Below are 24,188 nucleotides of genomic sequence, written 5' to 3' on the forward strand. Positions count from 1 at the left end.
TCTGAGCCGGAGGCGTCCGCCGACGCCCCCGGCGCGGGTCATCAGTTCTGCTGGGCCAGACGCTTGTTGATCTCGCCCTCGACCTGCTTGGCGGCGTCCGCGGGGGACTTACCGTTCAGCACCGCGGTCATGTAGGACTTGATCGGGTTCGGGGTGTTCTCCACCGCGGCCCACTCGGGGATCAGCGGGGTGGTGCCGCCGACGGAGGCGCCGGGGGCCGCGGCCTCGGCGACGGCGTTGCCCTTGAGGTTCGTCTCCAGGGACTGCTTGTTCGGGATGACACCGTTGAGCTTGGCGAGTTCGCCCTCGAACTGGTCGGACAGGGCGAGCTTCAGGAACTCCTTGGCGAGGGCCTGATTCTTGCTGCCCTGGGCGACGGCGAGGTTGGAGCCGCCGAGGAAGACGCCCTCGGGCTTGTCGGCCGTGGCGCCCGGGATGGTGAAGTAGCCGAGGTCCTTCTCGATGGCCTTGTTGGCCTGGACCGCGGTGCCGGCCTCCCAGCCCATGCCGATGAACGCGCCGGTCTTGCCCTTGGCGAAGACCTGGGCCTGCTGCGGGGTGGCCTCGTCCTTGTCCTTGGGGGCCTTGGAGTAGGAGGCGTACTTCTTGTAGACCTCCATGGCGGCGGCGACCTTGGGGTCACCGAGGTTGGAGACGTACTTGTCGCCGTCCTTCTTCACCAGGTCGGCACCCTGGCCGATGGTCAGGCCGTCGAAGAAGTACCAGTTCTGGCCGGGCAGGTAGAGCGGCTCGGCGTCGGTCTTCTTGCCGATGGTGTCGAGGTCCTTGAAGAACTCGTCGCGGGTCTTCGGGGTGTCCTTGATGCCGGCCTTGGCCCAGATCTTCTTGTTGTAGATGACGACGCGGTTGACGAAGTACCACGGGGCTGCGTACTGCTTGCCGTCGTACACGGAGGACTGGGAGACGGACGGCTTCCAGTCGGTGCCGATCTCCTGCTTGAGGTCGCCGAGTTCGGCGAGACCGCCGGTGGCCGCGTAGGCCGGGGTCTGGGTGTTGCCGACCTCGAGGACGTCCGGCGGGTTGGACTCCGAGAGGGCGGTGGTGATCTTCTGCTGGATCCCGTCCCACTTCTGGATCTCGAACTTCAGCTTCGCGCCGGTCTTCTTCTCGAAGGCGGCCTGGACGTCCTTGGTCCACTGCGGCGGCGCCGAGCCGTCCATCGTCCAGACCGTCAGCGTCTGGCCCTTGAAGCTGTCCGGACCCGCGTTCTTGCCGCTGTCGTTGCCCTTGTCGTCCCCACACGCCGAGACGGAGACCATCATGCCTGCGATCACGATCGCGGCTGCGAGCTTGCGCTTCACGCCACCCTCCTCAGGGATGCCACTAACCCCCCACGCCCTCGGCGATGACCTGCGCACGACGCTGTTGCACGTAGGGCTCGGGACCTGGCCACTAATGGTGTAGACCAGTACGGTGGAGCTTGGCCTAGACCTTTTGGAGTGTCAAGAGTGGTTCGGAAAGCCGGTACCGGCCGTTACGAGAAAGTCACCGGAGCGGATCCGTCCCCAACGGGGAAGGCAGGCATGACCACCGGCGTCAGCAGCGCGCGCGTGCCGAAGTACTACCGGATCAAGCAACAGCTCCTCGCCATGACCGAGGCGCTGCAGCCCGGTTCGGTGATGCCGGCGGAACGGCTGCTGGCCGTCCGGTTCAGTACCTCCCGGACCACCGTCCGCCAGGCACTCCAGGAGCTTGTCGGCGAAGGCCGCCTGGACCGGATCCAGGGCAAGGGCACCTTCGTCGCCCAGCCCAAGCTGTACCGCACCCTCCAGCTCACCTCGCACACCGAGGACATGCGGGCCCAGGGCCTCACGCCCGCCTCGCAGGTGCTGGACATCGGGGACATCCCGGCCGACCGGCGGCTGTCGGACCTGCTCGGCATCGGCATCGGCGAGCGCGTGCTGCGCATCGAGCGGCTGCGCCTGGCCGGCGGCGACCCCATGGCGATCGAGACGACCCACCTGTCCGCGCGCCGCTTCCCCGACCTGCGCCGCTCGCTGGCGACGCACCCCTCGTTGTACACGGCGCTCGCCGAGGTGTACGGCGTCCATCTCGCCGAGGCCGACGAGACCATCGAGACCTCGCTGTCGACCCCGCGCGAGGCCCAGCTCCTCGCCACCGACGTGGGGCTGCCGATGCTGCTGCTGTCCCGGCACTCGCGGGACCCCGAGGGCACGCCGGTGGAGTGGGTGCGCTCGGTCTACCGGGGCTCGCGCTACAAGTTCGTGGCCGCGCTGCACCGCCCGGTGCCGCGCCCCGCCCAGCGGTGAACGCGCCGAGGGCCCGGCGGAGAAACGCTCCGCCGGGCCCTCGCACGAGCCGGTCTCAGCCGCGCCGGAACCAGGGAGTGTCCGGGCGCGAGTCGCGGACCAGGGTGTCGGGGTGGCCCGCGCCGTCGGCGATGGAGATGGTGCGGTACTGGCCGCCGTCGTGCAGGACCCAGCACCAGGTCTTACCGCCCGTACGGTACTTGCCGAGCACGAACTGGAAGGCGTCCACCTTGGTGACGCCCGCCAGTGACGTCCACTTGCTCAGGTCGCGGTCACCGCGGTCGAGGGTGTCGGTGTGCATCGGCTGCTCGGCGACGGAGACGAGCCGGTAGCGCTGGCCCTGCGGGGTGGTGTGGAAGAGCCAGTACTGCGACTTGCCGCCGACGTGCATCATGTCGGGCACCGGCAGCACCGCGTCGACATGCGTGACCTGAGTGTCTCCGCCGAAGGAGTTCCAGCGGCCGAGCGGCTGGTCGTTGCCGACGCGGCGGGTGGTGTGGCGGGCGTCCAGGCCGATGTTGATGCGGCGGTAGACCTGGGTGCCCTTCACGGTGTGGAAGAGCCAGTAGCTGCTCTCGCCGTTGACGTTCTGCTCGTCGGGGACGGGCCAGATCGCGTCGACCCGCTCCACGCCCGCCAGCGCCTCCCAGGAGGAGAGGTCTTCGCCGGCTGCGCCGAAGACGATTCCGGTCTGCGCGTCCGAGCCGGTGGTCAGCTGGTCCACCGCGGCAGCGCCGGTTCCGGCGACCCGGATCGTCCGGCCGGAGAAGGACCAGTACCGGCCCTCCACGTCCGGCCAGGGCACGACCTCGTCTACGGGGCCGGGCTGCGCGGAGGTGTCCGGCTGCGGCTTCGGCTGCCCGGTCTGCTCCGTGGTCTGCTGCGACGGCCCCTCCAGGCGGCCCTGGGACAGACCGCGCAGGGTACCGATGGAGGGCGTGAAGGCGTACACCGAGCCCTCGGTGGTCACGAAGGTCTTGAACTGGAGCTTGGTGGTCCTGCGGTCGCCGTTGACCTGGCTCTCGAAGCTGACCTCGCCGTTGGTGATCTCCGGGAGCTGCCCGCTGATCATCGCGTCGGGGCCTGGCAAGTGCTCCTTCTCCTGCTCCTCCGGCAGGTGCGGGAACTTGGGGTCGTTGACCCAGTCGGTCTGGATGAACTCGAACTGCCGGGCCAGGTCGGCCTGGTAGCAGACGAACACCAGACCGCGCTCGTCGTCGGGGCCGCCGCCCTCGTCGTTGGCGGGGTCGAAGGGGGCGCCGTACGGAATGCCACGGCGGATGATGCGGCGGACGTCCATGAACTTCTCGTCCACGTGTTCGCCCTTGTCGTACAGTCCGTCGCGGGGGGCGCTCTTGCGCAGGTGGGACCAGAGCGGGGTGACGATGCCGTCCTCGTCGTCCACGAAGCTGAGGTCGTTGTCGGCCTCGGTGCCCGACGGGGGCTTGGTGGGGTACTTGGCGACCGAGGCACCGCAGCGCCAGCGGCCCACCATGCGGGCGGCGAGCCACTCGCTCCTGGTGTTCTCGTCCACCACCTTGGCGTCCCGCAGCTTCTGCAGCTCGGTGTCGACCTGGGCCCACCAGCCGGGGACGTCCTGGGCCAGACGCCGTACGACCTGGAAGGAGCCGAACTTCATCCACGCGGGGGCGCCGTCGGGCAGCGGGGTGCCCTGGTCGGCACCTAGGACGAACTCGGAGGCCGGGATCATCCGGCCGCCCTTGGCCTCCGCCGGGTCGTCGAAACCCTTCACGTACGGTTCACTGACGCCGTCCTTGAAGCCGAAGTGCTCCTTGCCCTTGCGCTTGCCGGGCAGCGTGGCGCCGGGCTGAATGTGGACGCCCACGATTCCGGCGCGGGAGGCAGCCTGCGTCTGGCGGTTGACCTCGGCGTCGTGCCGGCCCTTGTCATCGGCGGCGATGGTGAGCACCGCGTGGATGACGGGCCTGTGGTCGGCGCCGAAGATCCAGTACTTCGGGTCGTTGCGGCCCTTGTCACCGAGGGCGTCGGCGCGGACGGCGGACCCCTGGACGAAGCACTCGACGGTGCTGTTGGTGGGCACCTCGTCGAAGATCTGCTCCTTGCCCGTGAGGTGCTGGATGCCGGGGTAGGTGAGGCTCAGGCCCACCCAGGTGGCCTTGAGGGCCTGCGGGTCGTCACCGCCGGAGGTGGTGCGTGCGTCGTGGAACTTCTGGTTGAACTCGGCGACGTCCTTGTTCCTGGCGATGTTCGGGACCAGCTCCGCCAGCCAGTTCCGGGCGGCGGTCATGTCGCCGAACTGGAGGAAGAGCAGGGTCATGTGGTCCTTTTTGAACCCGGCGAGGATGTCGCCCTGGATCTCGGTGTTGTCGCGCAGGGGTAGCGGCGTGGTCATGGAACTCCCTTGTTCGGGTGAGGACATGGGCACACGCCGGGTCGCCCGGACGGCGCCTGGGAGGCGCCGTCCGGGCATCCGGCGGCAGGGGACTTCGAAGGGGCGGAAGGGGTACGGCGCCGTCAGGTACCGGGCTTCAGCTGCACCCACTTGGCGATGCTGGGCACACCGCGGCTGTCGAGCAGGAACAGCAGGTAGTAGCCGGGCGGCGCCTCGTTGGCGGACGCCGGGGTCTGGAGCACGAGCTTGTTGCCGGCGCGGCTGGTGATCTTCAGCTCGATGCGCCGCTGGCTGGTGTCCACCGCGTGGGTGGAGGTGATGGGCGCCATCAGCACGGCCCGCGTCACCTGGGTCGGCGTGTCGGTGCTGACCCGGAGGCCGGCGCCGTATGCCACGATGGGGTTCGTCACGTCCGTCAGCGTCGGCCGGGTACCGCCCTGGTTCAGATACGGCGGCGAGTAGATCTCGATGCTGCCGTTCATCCCGGACTTGATGTCACGGTTGTTGGCGATCTCCTGGAGTTCGTCGCCGGTGACCATGATGCGGCCGTCGGGCAGGATCACCGCGTTGGAGTGGTAGCCGCGCGGCAGCCGCTGCTCCGGGCCCAGCCGCCAGGTGCCGTCGGCACCGCGGATCTCGGTCTTGCGCCACCTGTCCTCGGCGTTGGGGTTGTACTGGCCGAAGCCGTAGTCGCGGATGTCGTAGCCGCCGTTGACGGTGAACAGCCGCCCGTCGGGGAAGATCAGCGTGTCGTCCTGGGTGCGGCCGAAGGCGCGTGAGGAGTCCGTGGTCCAGTTGCCGCCCGAGAACTTGTACGTCTTCGGGTCGTTGCGGTCGCCGCCGAGGATCAGCGTGGAGTCGGGGCCGTTGCCCGGGGTGGGGTTGGGCAGGGCCACCGCGGAGCCGTAGTTGCGCATGCCGCCGCCGGGCCGGTTGCGCAGCGGCTGGCTGGTCTCGCTCTGCGGGTCGAAGACGAACTGTTCGTCGAAGTTGCGCCCGAAGCCGTAGATCTTGCCGTCCCGCAGCGAGAACAGGTGCGGGTAGTCGGCGCTGTACTCGGCCTTGATCGGCCACTTGTCGAGCGACTGGCCCTCCGGCTTGGTACCGGGGTCGACCGACACCGCCGTGTTCTTGGCAGGGAAGCGCTCGATGGACTGGGAGAGCTTGCCCCAGCCGATGTCGCCGTGGCCGGAGGTGATGAACTGCCGGCCGTCGGCGCCGGTGACGACCGACGGGTACCAGCGGCCCTCGGCCATGTCCTGCTGGCGGTACCACTTCTTCGCCCAGGGGTCGAAGACGAGGGCGAGGTGGGCGCCGGTGCCGTGGTTGCCGCCGAGGTTGCCGCCGAAGATCCCGACCATCCCGTTGGGCAGATAGGCGTGCCCGGCGCAGAAGATGGGCGCGGGGCGCGGCTCGTCCAGGCCGTCGTCCATGTTCACGACCGGTGGCGGTACGGCCTCGAAGGCGTCGGGTCCCGAGCCCTTGCCGGGGTCCCAGAGGTAGGCGCGGCCGGCGTTGTCGCGGCCGATGACCTCGGTGGGCGCCGTCTCCTTGTTCGGGCTCGTCTCGACGGCCTCGAAGGAGAACAGCAGCACCTTGCCGGTGGGCAGCAGGGCCACGTGGTCGCCGTAGTCCGGGCTGTCGAAGTAGTCGGTGAACTTGCCGAACTGGGCCGGGTCGAAGGACGCGTTGTGTTCCCTCTGCGAGTCGGTGTGCTCCTTCAGGCTGCGGTTGCGCATCGGCTGCGGGTAGCCGCGGTCGACGGCGGCAAGGCCGATGCGGTCCCGGGCCAGGTCCTCGGCACGGTGTTGACCGAGGGCCTTGACCTCCTCGGGGCGGACCTCCTTCTTGATCTGGTCCTGGGTGATGCGCACGCCGCCGCCCGGGCGGGGGTCGAACTGGTGCGGGGCGGGCGGGGTCGAGCCGAGCGCGGCGGGAGCAGTGACGGACAGGACGATGGCGGCGCAGCCTGCCGCGAACGTCCACCTTCCTCTGCGGGGGATCCCTCTGCGGGACATGGGACTCCTCGTGGGATGAGCACGGGGCGCCGCAAACAACACGGAGGCGGCATGAGGCGACCACGTAGAGTGACGAGATGCGCGCAGTCAATCACACACCGTAACGATATGTGGCTGTCATCTCGAAAGATTGACCGTTTTACCCCGATGAGCGGTAACGCTGCGTGTCCGGCGCGGCAGACGACGACGGCGGGCTCCAATGGTGCTCGTCTCTCCCCTTCCCGATCCCGAGGAGCCTCACCATGCCGGGAACACGCATGCCCCTCGCCGCCGCCGGCGCCCTGGCCCTGTTGTGCTGCGTCGCCGCACCGGCCGCCGCGGACCCGCCGGAACCCCCGATGGAGGTCGGCGGCACGCTCATCCACGCCGGGGCCGACGGCAGCCCGCGCGAGGTGTTCTGCCCCGCGATGCAGCACGTGTTCGGCGGCGGGTTCGCACTCACCGCGTCGAACGGCAACCGGCTCTCCTTGGAGCCGGCCGACCTCATCGAGAGCCGCCCGAACGACCACGCCACCGGCTGGATCGTCGCCGTGCGCAAGACACAGCTGTCGCAGGCCCAGTGGAACCAGCTCTACGGCATCGGCCACGACAACGGCCTTGGAGTTTCCATCGGAGTTTCCAAGAGCAGCGACAAGCGCGGGGGCCACAACGCGGGCCCGGCCGACCTGACGATCCATCTGGTGTGCTCGGACGAGTCGACGATGCTGCATGGCGCCTGACAGGTGCCGTACACGCCGGGCGGCCCGGCACCCTGAGGGTCCGGGCCGCCCGGCGGACTACCGCCGTTTCACTTCCTGGGCATCGCTCTCGGGTGTCACCCCTGGGCATCACCCCTGAGTGAGCGCGATGTCCTGCTCCTGGACGGCGTGGAAGGCGGGCAGCGGCACGATGCCCGCGGGGCGCAGCTCCATCAGCGTGGCCTCAACATGGGCGGCACCCGCCTTGAGGCTCTGCGGCGAGACCTGGCCGGAGTTCTCCCAGCGGTGCTCGGCACCGTCGCACCGGGCGGTGGTTCCGCCGATGCCGTGCTTGAGGCTCTTGTCGCCCTGGCTGACCGAGGAACTGACGAACACCGGTCCCGTGCCGCCGGTGCAGCGGTAGGTGCCGGAGAGGGTGACGGTGCCGTCCGGGGCGATGCGGCCGGCGGGGTCGACGGTGACGGTCTCCGACGGATCGGCGGCGACCGGGCCTGCGGCGGCGCACAGCAGGGCCGCGGTGCCGAGGGCCGCGGCGAGGACGGGACGTACGGGCATGGGGTGCCTCCCGGTTTCGTGGGGTGGGGGCCTCCACTGGTACCGGTCGGGCACACCGGGGAGCGTGATCGTCACCCCATCGGTGGCGCGTCGGTCAGGGCAGCACCGCGAACCCGTCCAGCTCCACCAGGGCCTGTTCGTCCCACAGTCGTACGACCTCCACGACCGCCATCGCCGGATAGTCCCGGCCCGCCGACTCCCGCCAGATGCGGCCCAGTTCGGGGGCGTGGTCGCGATAGGCGGCGACGTCCGTGGCGTACACGGTGACGCGGGCGAGGTCGGCGGGGGTGCCGCCGGCCTCGCGCAGGGCGGTCAGGAGGTTGCCGAGGGCCCGCTCGAACTGCTCCGGGAGCGTGTCGCCGGTGATCTTTCCGTCGGTGTCCAGGGCGGTCTGGCCGGCCAGGAACACCAGGCGGGAGCCGGCCGCGACGACAGCGTGGGAGAAGCCGGTGGGCCGTGAGAGGGTGGGCGGATTGATGCGCTCGGTGGTCACCGGGCCTCCCGGTCGGGTGTCGTGGCGTACAACTCCTTGGCAATGATGCCTCGTTGGACCTCGCTCGCGCCTTCGTAGATGCGCGGGGCGCGCACCTCGCGGTAGAGGTGTTCGAGGAGGTGGCCGCGCTGCAGGGCGCGGGCGCCGTGCAGTTGGACGGCGGCATCGACCACGTACTGCGCGGTCTCGGTGGCCAGCAGCTTGGCCATCGCGGCGCGCCCGGGGACACCGGGGGCGCCCGTGTCGTAGGCGGTGGCCGCCGCGTACACCATCAGCCGGGCCGCCTCCGTGCGCAGCGCCATCTCCGCGACCTGGTGGGAGACGGCCTGGAGGTCCATCAACGGGCCGCCGAACGCCTGGCGTCGGCGGGTGTGCGCGATCGTCGCGTCCAGGGCGGCCTGGGCCATGCCGACCGCGAAGGCACCGACGCTGGGCCTGAAGAGGTTGAGGGTGCCCATGGCGACGGCGAAGCCGCGGTCGGCCTCGCCGAGCATGTCGTCGGCGGTGACCGGGACGGCGTCGAAGTCGAGGGCGCCGATGGGGTGCGGGGAGAGCATCTCCAGCGCGGTTCCGGTGAGTCCGGGCCGGTCGGCGGGGACGAGGAAGGCGGTCACGCCGCGGGCGCCGACGCCGGGCGTGGTGCGCGCGAAGACGGTGTAGAAGTCGGCCTCGGGGGCGTTGGAGATCCACCGCTTGGCGCCGGTGAGCCGCCAGCCGGTCCCGTCCGGTTCGGCCGCGAGGGCCAGCGCCGCCGCGTCCGAGCCGGCGTCCGGTTCGCTCAGCGCGAAGGCGGCGACCGCGCTGCCGTCGGCGACCCGGGGCAGCCAGCGCTCCCGCTGGGCGGCGCTGCCGTGGGCGTGCACCGGATGGGCGCCGAGGCCCTGCAGGGCGAGGGCCGTCTCGGCCTCGGTGCAGCCCTGCGCGAGGGACTCCCGCATCAGGCACAGGTCAAGCGCGCCAGAGGTGAACAGCCGTGCCGTCAGCCCGAGTCGGCCGAGTTCGGCGAGGAGGGCACGGTTGACGCGGCCCGGTTCGCCCTTGTCGGCGAGCGGGCGCAGCCGTTCGGCGGCCAGGGTGCGCAGCTCGGCACACCAGGCGGTCTGTTCCGGTTCGAGCGAGAATGCGGGCACGGCCGGTCCTCCCTCCGGGGCGGGTCACCGTGACCCCTCCCCCTCACCCAACGACGTTATCGCGCACAGTTGACTGCCGTCACCAAGACGATACGCTCGAACGGGAGCCTACAAGGATGCCCGAGCCCGCCAGGACGCCCGTGCTCACCAGGACGCCCGTCTCGACGCTTGTCACGGCAAGGGGGCGAACCGCCATGCACGTCTCGGCCCACGTCGACACCTTCGCGCGCGACCATCTCCCGCCGCCGGACGAGTGGCCCGAGCTGCGCTTCGACCTTCCGGAACTGCAGTACCCCGACCGGCTGAACTGTGCCGCGGAACTCCTCGGCCACGCCGATCCGGGCCGCCCCGTCTTCCGCACCCCCGCCGGGCCGGTGTGGACGTACGGCGAACTGCGCACGCGCGTCGACCGGATCGCGCACGTCCTCACCGGCGCCCTGGGCGTCGTCCCCGGCAACCGGGTCCTGCTGCGCGGCCCCACCGGCCCGTGGCTGGCCGCCTGCTGGCTGGCCGTGCTGAAGGTGGGCGCGGTCGCGGTCACCGTGCTGGCCCAGCAGCGCCCGCACGAGCTGGCGACGATCTGCGAGATAGCCCAGGTGCGGCACGCGCTGTGCGACGTCCGGGTGGTGGACGACCTGGCGAAGGCACAGGTCCCGGGGCTGCGCATCACGACCTACGGCGGTGAGACCCCGGACGACCTGCTGCACCGCCCGGTACCCGGCACGCCCTTCCCGGTCGTCGACACCGCCTCCGACGACGTCGCCCTGATCGCGTTCACCTCCGGCACCACGGGTCGCCCGAAAGGGTGCATGCACTTCCACCGGGATGTGCTGGCGATAGCGGACACCTTCTCCAGACATGTGCTGCGCCCCCATGTGGACGACGTCTTCGCCGGCAGTCCCCCGCTCGGCTTCACCTTCGGCCTCGGCGGGCTGGTGATCTTCCCGATGCGGGCCGGCGCCAGCGCCCTGCTCCTCGAACAGGCCGGTCCCCGGCAGCTGCTGCCCGCGATCGCCGAGCACCGCGTCTCCGTGCTGTTCACGGCGCCGACCGCCTACCGCGCGATGCTGGACGAGCTGGACGCGTACGACGTCTCGTCCCTGCGGCGCTGCGTGTCGGCGGGCGAGAACCTGCCCGCGGCCACCTGGCGGGCCTGGCACGAACGCACGGGCCTGCGCATCATCAACGGCATCGGCGCGACCGAGCTGCTGCACATCTTCGTCTCCGCCGCCGACGAGCACATCAGGCCGGGCACCACGGGCGTTCCGGTGCCGGGCTGGGAGGCGCGCGTCCAGGACCTGCACGGCACGCCGGTGCCCGACGGGGAGCCCGGGCTGCTGGCCGTGCGCGGCCCGGTCGGCTGCCGCTACCTGGCCGACCCACGGCAGCGGGAGTACGTGCGGGGCGGCTGGAACGTCACCGGCGACACCTACGTCCGCGAGGCCGACGGCTACTTCCGCTATGTGGCCCGCGCCGACGACATGATCATCTCCGCCGGGTACAACATCGCCGGACCGGAGGTGGAGGAGGCGCTGCTGCGTCACCCGGACGTGGTGGAGACGGCTGTGGTCGGCCGCCCCGACGAGGCCCGCGGACAGGTGGCCGTGGCCTACACGGTGCTGCGGGACGGCGCACCCCGCGACCCGGAGGCCCTGCGTGTCTTCCTCAGGTCCGAACTGGCGCCCTACAAATGCCCGCGCGAGTTCGTCTTCCTCGACGCGCTCCCGCGCACCGCCACCGGCAAACTCCAGCGGTTCCGCCTGCGCACCGATGGCGACCAGCAGTGATGCCGACGACCTAAAATGATCAACGTGTCCGAGCAGCACGCCCCCAGGTCCCTCATCGTCACGCTCTACGGCGCGTACGGCCGCTTCACACCCGGGCCGGTGCCCGTCGCCGAGCTGATCCGGCTCCTGGCCGCGGTCGGCGTGGACGCGCCGTCCGTACGTTCCTCCGTGTCCCGGCTCAAACGGCGCGGCCTGCTGCTGCCGGCCCGCACCGGGAACGGCGCCGCCGGGTACGAACTCTCCCCGGAGGCACGCCAGTTGCTGGAGGACGGCGACCGGCGCATCTACGCCACGGCGCCTCCCGAGGACGCGGGCTGGGTGCTGGCGGTCTTCTCGGTGCCCGAGTCGGAGCGGCAGAAGCGGCACGTGCTGCGCTCCCGGCTGGCGGGCCTCGGCTTCGGCACGGCGGCCCCGGGGGTGTGGATCGCCCCGGCCCGGCTGTACGAGGAGACCCGGCACACCCTGTGCCGGCTGCACCTCGACCCGTACGTGGACTTCTTCCGCGGCGAGCACCTGGGCTTCGCGCCCACCGCCGAGGCGGTCGCCCGCTGGTGGGACCTCACCGCGATCGCCAAGGAGCACGAGCGCTTCCTGGACGCCCACGGGCCCGTGCTGCGCTCCTGGCAGCACCGGGTGGACACCCCGCCCGAGGAGGCCTACCGCGACTATCTCCTCGCCCTGGACTCCTGGCGCCACCTCCCCTACACCGACCCCGGCCTGCCCACCGCCCTGCTGCCCGCCGGCTGGCCGGGCGTGCGCTCGGCGGAGGTGTTCCGGGGGCTGCACGAGCGGCTGCGGGACGCGGGGGCGGAGTTCGCGGGGGTGTGAGGGGCCGCCTCCTCGCCCCTCGGAATGCGAAGAATCACGCAGAAGGCGTGTGACCGAGCGACAGCCTGGGCTTCGGGGCGTCCGTGCGGCCCGTCTGCGGGCGGCGGCTGCCCGCGCGGTAGGGGGCGGGCCAGATGACACCCGGCCCCTCGTAGCCCTGCTCCGCGGCGGCGTGCAGGGTCCAGTGCGGGTCGTACAGGTGCGGGCGGGCGAGCGCGCACAGGTCCGTACGCCCCGCCAGGATCAGGGAGTTGACGTCGTCCCAGGAGGAGATCGCACCGACGGCGATGACCGGGACGCGGACCTCGTGGCGGATGCGGTCGGCGAACGGCGTCTGGTACGAGCGCCCGAACTCCGGCTGCTCCTCGGCCACCACCTGCCCGGTGGACACGTCGATCGCGTCGGCTCCGTGCGCGGCGAAGGCCCGTGCGATGTCCACGGCGTCCGCTGCCGTCGTGCCGCCCTCGGCCCAGTCCGTGGCGGAGATGCGCACGGTCATCGGCCGCTCCTCGGGCCATACGGCGCGCACCGCGTCGAAGACTTCCAGCGGGAACCTCAGCCGCTTCTCCGGCGTGCCGCCGTAGGCGTCGGTGCGCCGGTTGGTCAGCGGGGACAGGAAGCCGGAGAGCAGGTAGCCGTGCGCGCAGTGGAGTTCGAGCAGATCGAAGCCGGCGCGCGCGGCCCGCAGGGCGGCGGTGGTGAACTGCTCGCGGAGGTCTGTGAGTTGGGCCCGGGAGAGCGCGTGCGGGGTCTGGCTGCCCGGCTTGTACGGCAGCGGGGAGGCGGCCACCAGCGGCCAGTTGCCCTCGGGCAGCGGCTCGTCCATCCCCTCCCACATCAGCTTCGTGGACCCCTTGCGCCCGGAGTGCCCGAGCTGCACGCCGATCGCGGTGCCGGGCGCCTGGCGGTGCACGAAGTCGGCGATCCGGCGCCAGGCCTCGCCCTGCCGGCCGGTGTAGAGACCGGCGCAGCCGGGCGTGATGCGGCCCTGCTCGCTCACGCACACCATCTCGGTCATCACCAGCCCGGCCCCGCCGAGGGCGCGGGCGCCCAGGTGGACGAGGTGGAAGTCGCCCGGAACGCCGTCGGTGGCGGAGTACATGTCCATGGGCGACACGACGACCCGGTTGCGCAGGGTCAGTCCGCGCAGCCGGAACGGCGTGAACATCGGGGGTGTGCCGGGCGGGCAGCCGAACTCGCGCTCGACCGAAGCGGTGAAGTGGGCGTCGCGCAGCCGCAGGTTGTCGTGGGTGACGCGGCGGCTGCGGGTGAGCAGGTTGAACGCGAACTGGCGGGGCGGCTGGTCGAGGTAGCGGTCCAGGTTCTCGAACCACTCCAGGCTGGCCCGGGCGGCCCGCTGGGTGGAGGCGACGACGGGCTTGCGCTCCTCCTCGTAGGCAAACAACGCCCGTTCCAAGGTGGGCTGTTCGCGCAGGCAGGCGGCGAGGGCCAGCGCGTCCTCCACGGCCAGTTTGGTGCCGGAGCCGATGGAGAAGTGCGCGGTGTGGGCGGCGTCGCCGAGGAGGACGACGTTGCCGTGCGACCAGCGTTCGTTGACGACCGTGCGGAACGTGGTCCAGGCCGACTTGTTGGAGCGCAGGGGGCGTCCGCCGAGCGCGTCGGCGAAGATCTTGGCGCAGCGTTCGACGGACTCCTGCTCGTCGAGCTCCCCGAACCCGGCGGCTCGCCACACCTCCTCGCGCATCTCGACGATCACAGTGGAGGCGTCGGCCGCGTACGGGTAGCCGTGGAGCTGCATCACGCCGTGCTCGGTCTCGGCGATCTCGAAGCGGAAGGCGTCGAAGGCGAAGTCGGCGGCGAGCCATATGTAGCGGCAGTGGTGTGCGGCCACATGGGGACGGAACACAGAGGCGTAGGCGTCGCGGGTGGTGCTGTGCACACCGTCGGCGGCGACGACGAGGTCGTACGACGCGGCCAGCCGGTCGGGGTGCGGCGCCTCGGTGTGGAAGCGGAGGTCCACGCCGAGGTCGCGACAGCGCTCGTGCAGGATCTCCAGGAGCCGCTTTCTGCCGAGTGCGGCGAAGCCGTGTCCTGTGGAGGTGTGGCGGGTGCCCCGGTGCACGATGTCGATGTCGTCCCAGCGGACGAAGTCGCGTTGCAGGGCCTCGTAGACCACCGGGTCGGCGTGTTCGATACCGCCCAGGGTCTCGTCGGAGAGCACCACGCCGAAGCCGAAGGTCACGTCGGGGGCGTTGCGCTCCCAGACGGTGACCTCCCGGGCCGGGTCGAGGCGCTTGAGCAGGGCGGCGGCGTAGAGACCACCGGGGCCGCCGCCGATCACAGCGACCTTCATGTCACCTCCCGCGCCACTTCGGCGGACGCTTCTCCGAGAACGCCGCGTGGAACTCCGCGTAGTCCTCGCCGTTCATGAGGAGGGCCTGCGTGGCGGCGTCCAGTTCCACCGCTGCCGCGAGCGGCATGTCCAGCTCGGCGGTGAGCAGGGCCTTCGTCTGGGCGTGGGCGAGGGCCGGGCCGTCGGCCAGGCGGCGGGCCAGGTTCTGGGCGGCCTCGTCGGCCCGGCCCTCCTCCGTCAGCTCGCTGATCAGGCCGATGCGCTCGGCCTCGGGTGCGCGGACGGGCTCGCCCAGCATCAGCAACCGGGTCGCGTGGCCGAGGCCGACGACCCGGGGCAGCAGATAGGCCGCGCCCATGTCGCCGCCGGACAGGCCGACGCGGGTGAAGAGGAAGGCGAAGCGGGCCGTGGGGTCGGCCACCCGGAAGTCGGCCGCGAGGGCCAGCACGGCGCCGGCGCCCGCCGCGACCCCGTGCAGGGCCGCGATCACCGGGAACGGGCACTCCCGTACCGCCCGCACCACCTGCCCGGTCATCCGGTTGAAGTCGAGCAGCTGGGCGGTGTCCATGGACAGCGTGGCGCCGATGATCTCGTCGACGTCTCCGCCGGAGCAGAAGCCCCGCCCCTCGCCGGCCAGCACCAGGGCGCGTACCGCGCGCTCCCGGGACAGCTCGGCGAGCAGGTCGCGCAGGTCGGCGTAGGCGCCGAAGGTGAGCGCGTTGAGCTTGTCGGGGCGGGCGAGGGTGACGGTCGCGACGCCGTCGGAGAGCTTGACCCGCAGATGCTCCCAGTCGGAGGTGCGGGCGGCGGAGCCGGTGAAGGGACTCATGACGTGCGCCTCCTAGGGGGGCGGTGCCTCACGCTGCTCTACACCACGAAGTTATCACTTCTTTGTGACTGTCGTCATGAGTGCGCGACACGGGGGCCGGGTACGGCACTGATATGGCCGAGTCCCGTCACACCCGTCACTGATCATCGACAGCGCCGTAACAGGACGCGAAGCCCGGCGACGGCCGCCGTGGCCGGGCCCGTACCATTCCTAACAGTCGAAAGCAGGACAGCCTGCTGCATGAACGGACTCACCTTGTACGAACGCTCCGCCGAACCGGCTTCCTGGCGCATCGCGCTGCCGCACACCGCCGCGGCGGTGCCCGTGGCGCGTGCCCTGGTGCGTACGGCTCTGGCCGAGGTGGAGCACGCGGCCGACAGCGACACCGCGGAGCTGCTCACGGCGGAGCTGGTGGCCAACGCGGTGGAGCACACCGCGGGCCGGGGCCCGATAGAGCTGGTGGTGGAGCTGCTGCCGACCGGCTGTCAGGTCGAGGTGCACGATCCGGACCCGGCGCCGCCCGGCCATCTCACCCGCCCGGTGATCGAGGAGCCCGACGTCTGGCAGGAGGGAGGGCGCGGTCTGCTGCTGATCCGCGCCCTCAGCTCGTCCTGTGGTCACCGCCCCACCTCGTCGGGCAAGGCGGTGTGGTTCAGACTCCCTGTAGTTCCTGCTCAGCGGCGTCCGGCGTAACCGCGGAGGCCGTGGTGCCGGTCCCGGCCAGCGTGGAGTGCCGGCGCCCGTAGGCGACGTACACGGCGAGGCCCACCGCGAGGAACACCACGAACTGGATCCAGGTCTGCCACCCGGTCTCGTACATCAGGTACAGGCAGAAGCCGACGCCGAGCAGCGGGCCGACCGGGTAGAGCGGCACCCGGAAGCTGCGGGTCAGACCGGGTTCGCGGCGGCGCAGGGCGATGACCGTGATGTTGACGACGGCCATGATGGCGAGCGTGCCGATGGTGCACAGGTTCATCACCGCGTCCAGCGAGGCGAAGGCCGCCGGGACCGCGAAGACGACCGCGACGATCAGCGTGCCGGCGACCGGGGTGGACGTGCGCGGCGAGACCTTCTCGAAGACGCGCGGGATCAGGCCGTCCCGGGACATCGACATCAGGATGCGGGTCTGGCCGTACATCACCGCGAGGACCACGGAGGCGATGGCGACGACCGCGCCGAAGGCGATCACGCCGCCGCCGACGGCCGAGCCGGTCACCTTGTTCACGACGTACGACAGTGCGGCGGGCCGGCCGGCGACCCCGTCGCCGCCGATGGCGCCGATCGCGGCGAGCGCGACCGCGCAGTACAGCAGGGTGACCAGGCCCATGCAGACCATGATCGCTACGGGGATGTCCCGGCGCGGGTTCTTCGCTTCCTCACCGGCCGTGGTGATCGCGTCGAAGCCGATGTAGGAGAAGAACGCGGCGGTGGTGCCCGCGCCGATGCCGCCGAGGCCGGCCGGGGAGAACGGGGTGAGGTTGCCGTCCTTGAACGCGCTGTAGCCGATCGCGCAGAACGCGAGGAGGATGACGAGCTTGACGGCGGCCATGGCGGCGGTGGCCCGCGCGCTCTCGCGCACCCCGCGCACCAGCAGCACCGAGGCCATGGCGATGACGATCACGGCGGGCAGGTTCACGATCCCGCCGTCGCCCGGACCCGCGGACAGCGCGGCCGGGAGCTGCCAGCCGGTGAGGCTGTGCAGCAGCTCGTTGACGTACTGGCTCCAGCCGACCGCGACGGCCGAGATGGAGATGCCGTACTCCAGCAGCAGGCACCAGCCGACCAGGAAGGCGGTGGACTCGCCGAGACCGGCGTACGCGAAGGAGTACGAGGAGCCGGAGACCGGGATCGCGCCGCCCAGCTCCGCGAAGGAGAAGGCGGTGAAGACGCAGGTGATCGCCGCGAGAAGGAAGGAGACGACGACGGCCGGACCGGCCTGGGCGACCGAGTCGGAGAGGCCGACGAAGATGCCGGTGCCGACGATGGCGCCGACGCCGAAGCAGATGAGCTGGAAGAGGCCCATCGTGCGCTTCAGGCCGTGTCCCTCGCGGTCGGCGCCGGATTCGGCGACCAGCACGTGCGGGGACTTGATGCGTGGAGCGGGCATGCGGGTGGTGCTCGTTTCTGGTGGTGCGGGCGACCGGGTGGGTCGCGGCGGCGGCCGTGGGCAGGGGTGATACCGGGCCGCCGGTCAGGATAAGGCCTGGTGGCGTGGGTCAGGCAACGCTGTGTGATGCACCCGCCAGGGTGGCCACGAGGATCGCCTTGATCGTGTGCATCCGGTTCTCCGCCTCGTCGAAGACGACGGAGTGCGCGGACTCGAAGACCTCGTCGGTGACCTCCAGCTCGGTGAGCCCGTGCCGTGCGTGGATCTCGCGGCCGACGTCGGTGCCGAGGTCGTGGAAGGCCGGCAGACAGTGCAGGAACTTCACGTCGTCATGGCCGGTGGCCCTGAGCACGTCCATGGTCACGGCGTACGGGCCGAGCAGCGCTATGCGCTCGTCCCAGACCTCCTTGGGCTCGCCCATGGAGACCCAGACGTCGGTGGCCACGAAGTGGGCGCCGCGCACACCCTCCTTCACGTCGTCGGTGAGCGTGATCCGGGCGCCGGAGGCGTCGGCGAGCTGCTGGGCCAGCTCGACGATCGTGTCGTCCGGCCACAGCACGCGGGGTGCGACGATACGGACGTCCATGCCGAGCAGGGCGCCGGTGACGAGGTAGGAGTTGCCCATGTTGTAGCGGGCGTCGCCGAGGTAGGCGAAGGCGATCTCGGTCAGCGGCAGCTCGCTGTGCTCGGTCATGGTGAGCACGTCGGCGAGCATCTGGGTGGGGTGCCACTCGTCGGTGAGGCCGTTGTAGACGGGGACCCCGGCGTGCGCGGCCAGCTCCTCGACGACACCCTGGCCGTGCCCGCGGTATTCGATGGCGTCGAACATGCGGCCGAGCACGCGGGCCGTGTCCTTGACCGACTCCTTGTGCCCGATCTGCGAGCCGGCCGGGTCCAGGTACGTCGTGTGGGCGCCCTGGTCGGCCGCGGCGACCTCGAACGCGCAGCGGGTGCGCGTCGAGGTCTTCTCGAAGACGAGCGCGATGTTCTTGCCGGTGAGGTACCGCGTCTCGGTCCCGGCCTTCTTGGCCGCCTTCAGCTCGGCGGCCAGCGTGACCAGCCCCCGGAACTCCTCCGCGGTGAAGTCCAGTTCCTTGAGGAAGTGGCGGCCGACGAGGGCGGTCGGGACTGTCGCCATGGGGGCGCTCCAGGGGTGACGAGAACAACTGGCACTGGAAGTGTATACGACGCCTCACATTTATATACAGACCCTTGGGTCCTTATGCGCCCCTCGCCCCTCCTCTATGCAGCAGCTATACGGCATCCCTCGCAACAGGACAGCTCATGCAGCGCGGCCCGCCGCGCCCGCGCCCCAGCTCGCTGCCCGGGATCTCGATCACCTCGATGCCCTGTTTGCGCAGATGCGTGTTGGTGGTCGAGTTCCGCTCGTAGGCGACGACGACTCCGGGCTCGACGGCGAGCACGTTGCAGCCGTCGTCCCACTGCTCGCGCTCGGCGGCGTGCACGTCCTGGGTGGCGGTCAGGACCCGGATCTCGCTGAGCCCGAGGGCGGCGGCGATGGCGCGGTGCATGTGCTCCGGCGGGTGGTCGGTGACCTTGAGCTCCTTGTCGGCGGCGCCCGGTTCGATGGTGTACGAGCGGAGCATGCCGAGGCCGGCGTACTGGGTGAAGACATCGCCGTCGACCATCGTCATCACGGTGTCGAGATGCATCAGGGCGCGCTTCTTGGGCATGTCCAGCGCCACGATCGTCTGCGCGGACCCGGCGGCGAACAGCTTGTGCGCGAGCATCTCCACGGCCTGCGGCGTGGTGCGCTCGCTCATGCCGATCAGCACGGCGCCGTTGCCGATGACCAGGACGTCCCCGCCCTCGATGGTCGACGGGTAGTCGGCCTGCCCCTCGGACCAGATGTGGAAGGCCTCGTCACGGAAGAGCGGGTGGTGCCGGTAGATCGCCTCGAAGTGGACGGTCTCGCGCTGCCGGGCCGGCCAGCGCATGGCGTTGATGGAGACGCCGTCGTAGATCCAGGCCGAGGTGTCGCGGGTGAAGAGGTGGTTGGGCAGCGGGTCGAGGAGGAAGTCGTCCAGGTCCATGGCGTGGAAGCGGACGGAGACCGGCTCCTCGTGCGCCTCCAGGAACTCGCGCTTGGTCATCCCGCCCACGAGGGCGTCGGCCAGCTCGCGTGCGGGCAGGGTCTCGAAGGCGGTGCGCAGATGGTCGGTGGCGAGAGGGCCGTACTCCTTCTCGTCGAAGACCCGGTCCAGGACGAGTGCCCGGGCGTCGGGCAGTTGCAGGGTCTCGGTGAGCAGGTCGCCGAAGAGGTGGACGGCGACTCCGCGGTCACGCAGGACGTCGGCGAAGCCGTCGTGCTCGGCCCGCGCGCGGCGGACCCAGAGCACGTCGTCGAAGAGAAGGGCGTCCTTGTTGCTGGGGGTGAGCCTTTTGAGCTCCAGGTCGGGCCGGTGCAGGATCACGCGGCGCAGCCGACCGGCCTCGGAGTCGACGTGAAATGCCATGCCTCCATCCTGGCCGCGAACGACCGTATTCACGCTCCTCTCGACTGTTTCTGTCTCTTCTAATTTTCGTCTCGCGGACGAGAAGTGAGGTGGCCCGAGGCCGTGGGGCACTGCCGCACGGCCTGGACACCGGGTGGCCGGGTGGCCGGGGCCTCACAGTCTGGGGTCGACCGGCTCCGACTCCAGCGCCAGGACGCCGAACACCGCCTCGTGCACCCTCCACAGCGGCTCCCCGTCGGCGAGCCGGTCCAGGGCCTCCAGGCCGAGGGCGTACTCGCGGATCGCCAACGACCGCTTGTGGTTCAGGAACCGGTGCCGCAGCCGGGCGAGGTTGTCCGGCCGGGTGTACTCGGGACCGTAGATGATCCGCAGGTACTCGCGGCCCCGGCACTTGATGCCGGGCTGCACCAGCCGGCCCTGCTGGTTGCGGACCAGCGCGCCGAGCGGCTTGACGACCATGCCCTCGCCGCCCCGGCCGGTCAGCTCCAGCCACCAGTCGACGCCTGCCCGGACCGACTCCGGGTCACCCGTGTCGACGTACAGGCGGCGGGTGGTCTGCAGCAGTCCGGTGCCGTCGTGCTCCACCAGCCGGTCGATCAGCGAGAGTTGCTCGTCGTGCGGCAGCGCGGCGAGGCTCTGCCCGCGCGCGGCCAGGATCTGGAACGGGGCGAGGCGTACGCCGTCCAGGCCGTCGGTCGTCCAGCAGTAGCGCCGGTAGGCGTCGGTGAACGCGGCGGCGTCGGCGGCGCGTTCACGCTGCCGCTCCAGCAGCCCGGCCACGTCGACACCACGGCCGGCGGCGGACTCCAGGGCGGCCAGCGCGCCCGGGAACACCGCGCCGGAGGCGGCGCCCACGGCCGCGTACTGCGACCGCAGCAGCCCGGACGCCTTCAGCGACCAGGGCATCAGCTCGGCGTCCAACAGCAGCCAGTCAGTGTTCAGTTCCTCCCACAGGCCCGCGTCCGTGATCGTCGAGCGCAGGCGGCCGAGGATCTCCTCGGTCACCGTCGCGTCGTCGAAGAACGGCCGGCCGGTACGGGTGTACAGCGAGCCGGTGGGTCCGTTCACCCCGAACCGCTCCCGCGCCGCCTCCGCGTCCCGGCACACCAGGGCCACTGCCCGCGAGCCCATGTGCTTCTCCTCGCACACGACCCGCGCGACCCCGTCCTCGGCGTACTGCGCGAACGCCTCCGCCGGGTGCTCCAGGAAGTGTCCATCAGCGGCTCCGCCGCGGGCCTCGACCTGCGAGGTCGCCGTCGGCGCCATGGTCGGCGGCAGGTACGGCAGCAGGCGCGGGTCGACCGCGAAGCGGCTCATGACCTCCAGGGCCGCCGCCGCGTTCTCCTCGCGGACCGCCACCCGGCCCGCGTGCCGGGTCTCGACACCCCTGCGGCCGTGCACGTCGGCGAGGTCCAGCGGGCGGCCGTCGTGACCGCCGGGCGCCTCGGCACGCAGCGGCTTCACCGGCTCGTACCAGACCCGCTCGGCCGGTACGTCGACCAGCTCCCGCTCCGGCCAGCGCAGAGCGGTGAGCTTGCCGCCGAAGACCGCGCCGGTGTCCAGACAGATGGTGTTGTTCAGCCATGTGGCCTCCGGGACCGGAGTGTGGCCGTAGACCACGCCCGCGCGGCCCCGGTAGTCCTCCGCCCAGGGGTAGCGCACGGGCAGCCCGAACTCGTCGGTCTCGCCGGTGGTGTCGCCGTACAGGGCGTGCGAGCGGACCCGGCCGGAGGTCCGGCCGTGGTACTTCTCGGGCAGACCGGCGTGGCAGACGACGAGCCGTCCGCCGTCGAGGACGTAGTGGCTGACCAGCCCGTACAGGAACTCCCGGACCTGTGCCTTGAACTCCTCGCTCTCGCCCTCCATCTGGGCGATGGTCTCGGCGAGCCCGTGGGTGTGCTGGACCTTGCGGCCCTTGAGGTAACGGCCGTACTTGTTCTCGTGGTTGCCGGGCACGCACAGGGCGTTGCCCGCCGCGACCATAGACATCACCCGGCGCAGCACGCCCGGGGTGTCCGGGCCGCGGTCGACGAGGTCGCCGACGAACACGGCCGTACGGCCCTCGGGGTGCACGCCATCGGTGTATCCCAACTTGGCGAGCAGGGACTCCAGTTCGGCGGAGCAGCCGTGGATGTCACCGATGATGTCGAAGGGGCCGGTGAGGTGGGTCAGGTCGTTGAAGCGCTTCTCGGTGACGACGGCGGCGTGCTCGACCTCCTCCACCCCACGCAGGACGTGCACCTTGCGGAAGCCCTCGCGCTCCAAGTGCCGCAGCGAGCGGCGGAGTTCACGCGTGTGCCGCTGGATGACCCGGCGGGGCATGTCGGCCCGGTCGGTGCGGGCCGCGTTGCGCTCGGCGCACACGTCCTCGGGCACGTCCAGCACGATGGCGATCGGCAGCACGTCGTGCCTCTTGGCCAGCTCGATCAACTGCCGCCGGCTGTCCTGCTGCACGCTGGTGGCGTCGACGACGGTGCGCCGGCCGGCGGCCAGCCGCTTGCCGGCGATGTAGTGCAGCACGTCGAAGGCGTCCCCGGTGGCGCTCTGGTCGTTCTCGTCGTCGGAGACGAGACCGCGGCAGAAGTCCGAGGAGATCACCTCGGTCGGCGCGAAGTTCCGCCGGGCGAAGGTGGACTTGCCGGAGCCGGACGCGCCGACGAGGACGACGAGGGAGAGGTCGGTGACAGGGAGAACCCGTCCCGTGCGTGTCTCGGTCATGCTGCCTTCGCCTCCTTCTCGGCGTTCTCCGTGCTCTCGGTGCTCTCGGTGTCGGGGGTCTTTGCGGTCCCTTCGGCCTTCTTCATGAAGACGGCCATCTGGGTGGGCGGCCCCACCTCGGGGTCCTCGGCTCCGACGGGCCGGAACTCCACGTCGTAGCCGTGCCGTTCGGCGACGGTCCCCGCCCACGTGCGGAACTCCTCGCGGGTCCACTCGAAGCGGTGGTCGCCGTGCCGGACGTGCCCGGCCGGGAGGCTCTCCCAGCGGACGTTGTACTCGACGTTCGGGGTCGTCACGATGACGGTCCGCGGGCGCGCGGAGCCGAACACGGCGTACTCCAGGGCGGGCAGCCGGGGCAGGTCGAGGTGCTCGACGACCTCGCTCAGCACGGCGGCGTCGTAACCCTTGAGCCGCTTGTCGGTGTACGCGAGCGAGCCCTGGAACAGCTTCACGCGCGAGGCCTGCCGCTCTCCCATGCGGTCCAGCTTCAGCCGCCGGGAGGCGATGGTCAGGGCCCGTACGGAGACGTCGACGCCGACGATCTCGGTGAACCGGACATCCTTGAGCAGCGCCTGCACCAACTGGCCCTGTCCACAGCCGAGATCGAGCACCCGGGCGGCACCGAAGTCGCGCAGTGCGGCGAGAATCGCGTCCCGGCGCTGTACCGCGAGCGGGGTCGGCTTCTCCTCCTCCTCGCTCTCCGTCCCGACGGCGTTGTCGATCTCCTCGACCTCGCTGTCGTCGGCCTCGGCCAGGCGCACCAGCTCCAGGCGCTCCATGGCCTGCCGGGTCAGGGACCAGCGGCGGGACAGATAGCGGCTGGTGATGAGCTTCTGCTCCGGGTGTCCGGGCAGCCACCCCTCGCCCGCCCGCAGCAGCTTGTCGACCTCGTCGGAGGCGACCCAGTAGTGCTTGGCGTCGTCCAGGACGGGCAGCAGGACGTACAGGTGGCGCAGCGCCTCGGCGAGGGTGAGCTGCTCGGACTCCAGGACGAGCCGGACGTAGCGCGAGTCGCCCCACTCGGGGAACTCGCTGTCGAGGGCGACCGGTTCAACGGTCACCGCCCAGCCGAGCGGCTCGAACAGCCGTCGTACAAGGTTCGGGCCGCCGCGGGCGGGCAGCGCGGGCACCTCGACGCGCAGCGGCAGCGGTGCCGCGGCCCGCTCCGGGCGGGCGTTGCACACCCCGCGCATGGCGCTGGAGAACACATTGCTCAGCGCGACCGCGAGCAGTGAAGAGGCCGCGTAGGGGCGGTCGTTGACGTACTGCGCGAGCGCCGCGTCGGGTGCGCCGCCACGGCCCTTGCCCTTGCCGCGCCGGACCAGCGCCACTGTGTCGACCTCCAGCAGCAGCGCGGCCGTGCAGCGTTGTTCGTCCGCCTCGGGATAGAAGACGTGCGCGCCACCGCAGGAGGTGGAGAAACGCTGTGCCTTCCCGGGGTGCTTGTGCAGCAGGTACCCGAGGTCGGTGGCTGGGTGGGCGGCATCGCCGCGCGTGGAGATCGTCAGGAACACATGACCGAGTCTCCCGGCCCGGCCCGGCCGCGACCACTGGTTTTCCCTCAGGAGA

General features: G+C 71.0%; 18 protein-coding genes. 5 read left to right on the top strand and 13 right to left on the bottom strand.

Annotated elements, in window-relative coordinates:
* Positions 1–41 precede the first annotated feature (41 nt).
* Positions 42–1,322 carry an extracellular solute-binding protein gene (locus tag ACWD3E_RS18135; protein ID WP_451388530.1) on the bottom strand — a complete coding sequence of 427 codons (1,281 nt, stop codon included), beginning with the start codon at positions 1,320–1,322 and terminating at the stop codon, positions 42–44.
* Between the two features lie 222 nt (positions 1,323–1,544).
* Between ACWD3E_RS18135 and ACWD3E_RS18140 the strand changes: the two genes are divergently transcribed.
* Entirely contained in the window at positions 1,545–2,291 is a 747-nt protein-coding gene (locus ACWD3E_RS18140) for a GntR family transcriptional regulator (RefSeq protein ID WP_451388531.1), read from the top strand.
* Positions 2,292–2,346: 55 nt separating this feature from the next.
* On the opposite strand, the gene ACWD3E_RS18145 is transcribed toward ACWD3E_RS18140, so the two are convergent.
* Both ACWD3E_RS18145 and ACWD3E_RS18150 read right to left on the bottom strand, forming a co-directional pair.
* Positions 2,347–4,665 (bottom strand): Dyp-type peroxidase, encoded by a 2,319-nt coding sequence (locus ACWD3E_RS18145; protein WP_451388532.1) that lies wholly within the window; start codon positions 4,663–4,665, stop codon positions 2,347–2,349.
* A gap of 122 nt (positions 4,666–4,787) precedes the next feature.
* Positions 4,788–6,683, bottom strand: a complete 1,896-nt coding sequence (locus ACWD3E_RS18150; protein ID WP_451388533.1) for a galactose oxidase-like domain-containing protein — start codon at positions 6,681–6,683, stop codon at positions 4,788–4,790.
* A 242-nt stretch (positions 6,684–6,925) separates the two neighbouring features.
* Here ACWD3E_RS18150 and ACWD3E_RS18155 point away from each other — a divergent pair, with 242 nt between their 5' ends.
* Positions 6,926–7,402 (top strand): hypothetical protein, encoded by a 477-nt coding sequence (locus ACWD3E_RS18155; RefSeq protein WP_451388534.1) that lies wholly within the window; start codon positions 6,926–6,928, stop codon positions 7,400–7,402.
* Positions 7,403–7,510: 108 nt separating this feature from the next.
* Here the strand turns inward: ACWD3E_RS18155 and ACWD3E_RS18160 are convergent, their stop codons facing one another.
* The 3 genes from ACWD3E_RS18160 to ACWD3E_RS18170 all read right to left on the bottom strand — a co-directional run bounded on the left by ACWD3E_RS18160 (position 7,511) and on the right by ACWD3E_RS18170 (position 9,559).
* Entirely contained in the window at positions 7,511–7,936 is a 426-nt protein-coding gene (locus ACWD3E_RS18160) for a DUF6299 family protein (protein WP_451388535.1), read from the bottom strand.
* A gap of 94 nt (positions 7,937–8,030) precedes the next feature.
* A complete protein-coding gene (locus ACWD3E_RS18165) occupies positions 8,031–8,429 on the bottom strand; it encodes a RidA family protein (RefSeq protein WP_451349075.1) in 399 nt (132 codons plus the stop codon).
* Positions 8,426–9,559 (bottom strand): acyl-CoA dehydrogenase family protein, encoded by a 1,134-nt coding sequence (locus ACWD3E_RS18170; RefSeq protein WP_451388536.1) that lies wholly within the window; start codon positions 9,557–9,559, stop codon positions 8,426–8,428. The genes ACWD3E_RS18165 and ACWD3E_RS18170 overlap by 4 nt, the downstream gene beginning before the upstream one ends.
* 194 nt (positions 9,560–9,753) lie before the next feature.
* On the opposite strand from ACWD3E_RS18170, the gene ACWD3E_RS18175 reads away from it, so the two are divergent.
* Positions 9,754–11,346 (top strand): AMP-binding protein, encoded by a 1,593-nt coding sequence (locus ACWD3E_RS18175; RefSeq protein ID WP_451388537.1) that lies wholly within the window; start codon positions 9,754–9,756, stop codon positions 11,344–11,346.
* A gap of 15 nt (positions 11,347–11,361) precedes the next feature.
* Positions 11,362–12,174, top strand: a complete 813-nt coding sequence (locus ACWD3E_RS18180) for a PaaX family transcriptional regulator (RefSeq protein ID WP_451388538.1) — start codon at positions 11,362–11,364, stop codon at positions 12,172–12,174.
* Positions 12,175–12,208: 34 nt separating this feature from the next.
* On the opposite strand, the gene ACWD3E_RS18185 is transcribed toward ACWD3E_RS18180, so the two are convergent.
* Positions 12,209–14,488 (bottom strand): bifunctional salicylyl-CoA 5-hydroxylase/oxidoreductase, encoded by a 2,280-nt coding sequence (locus ACWD3E_RS18185; protein WP_451388539.1) that lies wholly within the window; start codon positions 14,486–14,488, stop codon positions 12,209–12,211.
* A gap of 1 nt (position 14,489) precedes the next feature.
* Entirely contained in the window at positions 14,490–15,317 is an 828-nt protein-coding gene (locus tag ACWD3E_RS18190) for an enoyl-CoA hydratase family protein (RefSeq protein WP_451388540.1), read from the bottom strand.
* Between the two features lie 240 nt (positions 15,318–15,557).
* Here ACWD3E_RS18190 and ACWD3E_RS18195 point away from each other — a divergent pair, with 240 nt between their 5' ends.
* Positions 15,558–16,010, top strand: coding sequence for an ATP-binding protein (locus ACWD3E_RS18195; protein ID WP_451388541.1), 453 nt, complete (start codon positions 15,558–15,560; stop codon positions 16,008–16,010).
* Here the strand turns inward: ACWD3E_RS18195 and ACWD3E_RS18200 are convergent.
* The 5 genes from ACWD3E_RS18200 to ACWD3E_RS18220 all read right to left on the bottom strand — a co-directional run bounded on the left by ACWD3E_RS18200 (position 15,970) and on the right by ACWD3E_RS18220 (position 24,133).
* On the bottom strand, positions 15,970–17,424 hold the full coding sequence (locus tag ACWD3E_RS18200) for an amino acid permease (RefSeq protein ID WP_451388542.1): 1,455 nt from the start codon (positions 17,422–17,424) through the stop codon (positions 15,970–15,972). The two genes, ACWD3E_RS18195 and ACWD3E_RS18200, sit on opposite strands and share 41 nt — an antisense overlap.
* Positions 17,425–17,533: 109 nt before the next feature.
* Complete coding sequence (argF, locus tag ACWD3E_RS18205) at positions 17,534–18,562, bottom strand: ornithine carbamoyltransferase (RefSeq protein WP_451388543.1); 1,029 nt, start codon at positions 18,560–18,562, stop codon at positions 17,534–17,536.
* Positions 18,563–18,677: 115 nt separating this feature from the next.
* Entirely contained in the window at positions 18,678–19,901 is a 1,224-nt protein-coding gene (locus ACWD3E_RS18210) for an arginine deiminase (RefSeq protein ID WP_451388544.1), read from the bottom strand.
* A 153-nt stretch (positions 19,902–20,054) separates the two neighbouring features.
* Entirely contained in the window at positions 20,055–22,619 is a 2,565-nt protein-coding gene (locus tag ACWD3E_RS18215; RefSeq protein ID WP_451388545.1) for a polynucleotide kinase-phosphatase, read from the bottom strand.
* On the bottom strand, positions 22,616–24,133 hold the full coding sequence (locus tag ACWD3E_RS18220) for a 3' terminal RNA ribose 2'-O-methyltransferase Hen1 (RefSeq protein ID WP_451388597.1): 1,518 nt from the start codon (positions 24,131–24,133) through the stop codon (positions 22,616–22,618). The genes ACWD3E_RS18215 and ACWD3E_RS18220 overlap by 4 nt, the downstream gene beginning before the upstream one ends.
* Between the last annotated feature and the right edge of the window lie 55 nt (positions 24,134–24,188).

It is taken from the genome of Streptomyces sp. NPDC002676 (assembly GCF_053592455.1).

Coding starts and splice junctions, on each gene's coding strand:
- ACWD3E_RS18210 (WP_451388544.1), bottom strand. CDS start 19,901: ATGGCATTTCACGTCGACTCCGAGGCCGGTCGGCTGCGCCGCGTGATC.
- ACWD3E_RS18215 (WP_451388545.1), bottom strand. CDS start 22,619: ATGACCGAGACACGCACGGGACGGGTTCTCCCTGTCACCGACCTCTCC.
- ACWD3E_RS18180 (WP_451388538.1), top strand. CDS start 11,362: ATGATCAACGTGTCCGAGCAGCACGCCCCCAGGTCCCTCATCGTCACG.
- ACWD3E_RS18185 (WP_451388539.1), bottom strand. CDS start 14,488: ATGAAGGTCGCTGTGATCGGCGGCGGCCCCGGTGGTCTCTACGCCGCC.
- ACWD3E_RS18155 (WP_451388534.1), top strand. CDS start 6,926: ATGCCGGGAACACGCATGCCCCTCGCCGCCGCCGGCGCCCTGGCCCTG.
- ACWD3E_RS18150 (WP_451388533.1), bottom strand. CDS start 6,683: ATGTCCCGCAGAGGGATCCCCCGCAGAGGAAGGTGGACGTTCGCGGCA.
- ACWD3E_RS18175 (WP_451388537.1), top strand. CDS start 9,754: ATGCACGTCTCGGCCCACGTCGACACCTTCGCGCGCGACCATCTCCCG.
- ACWD3E_RS18145 (WP_451388532.1), bottom strand. CDS start 4,665: ATGACCACGCCGCTACCCCTGCGCGACAACACCGAGATCCAGGGCGAC.
- argF (WP_451388543.1), bottom strand. CDS start 18,562: ATGGCGACAGTCCCGACCGCCCTCGTCGGCCGCCACTTCCTCAAGGAA.
- ACWD3E_RS18140 (WP_451388531.1), top strand. CDS start 1,545: ATGACCACCGGCGTCAGCAGCGCGCGCGTGCCGAAGTACTACCGGATC.
- ACWD3E_RS18195 (WP_451388541.1), top strand. CDS start 15,558: ATGAACGGACTCACCTTGTACGAACGCTCCGCCGAACCGGCTTCCTGG.
- ACWD3E_RS18190 (WP_451388540.1), bottom strand. CDS start 15,317: ATGAGTCCCTTCACCGGCTCCGCCGCCCGCACCTCCGACTGGGAGCAT.
- ACWD3E_RS18200 (WP_451388542.1), bottom strand. CDS start 17,424: ATGCCCGCTCCACGCATCAAGTCCCCGCACGTGCTGGTCGCCGAATCC.
- ACWD3E_RS18160 (WP_451388535.1), bottom strand. CDS start 7,936: ATGCCCGTACGTCCCGTCCTCGCCGCGGCCCTCGGCACCGCGGCCCTG.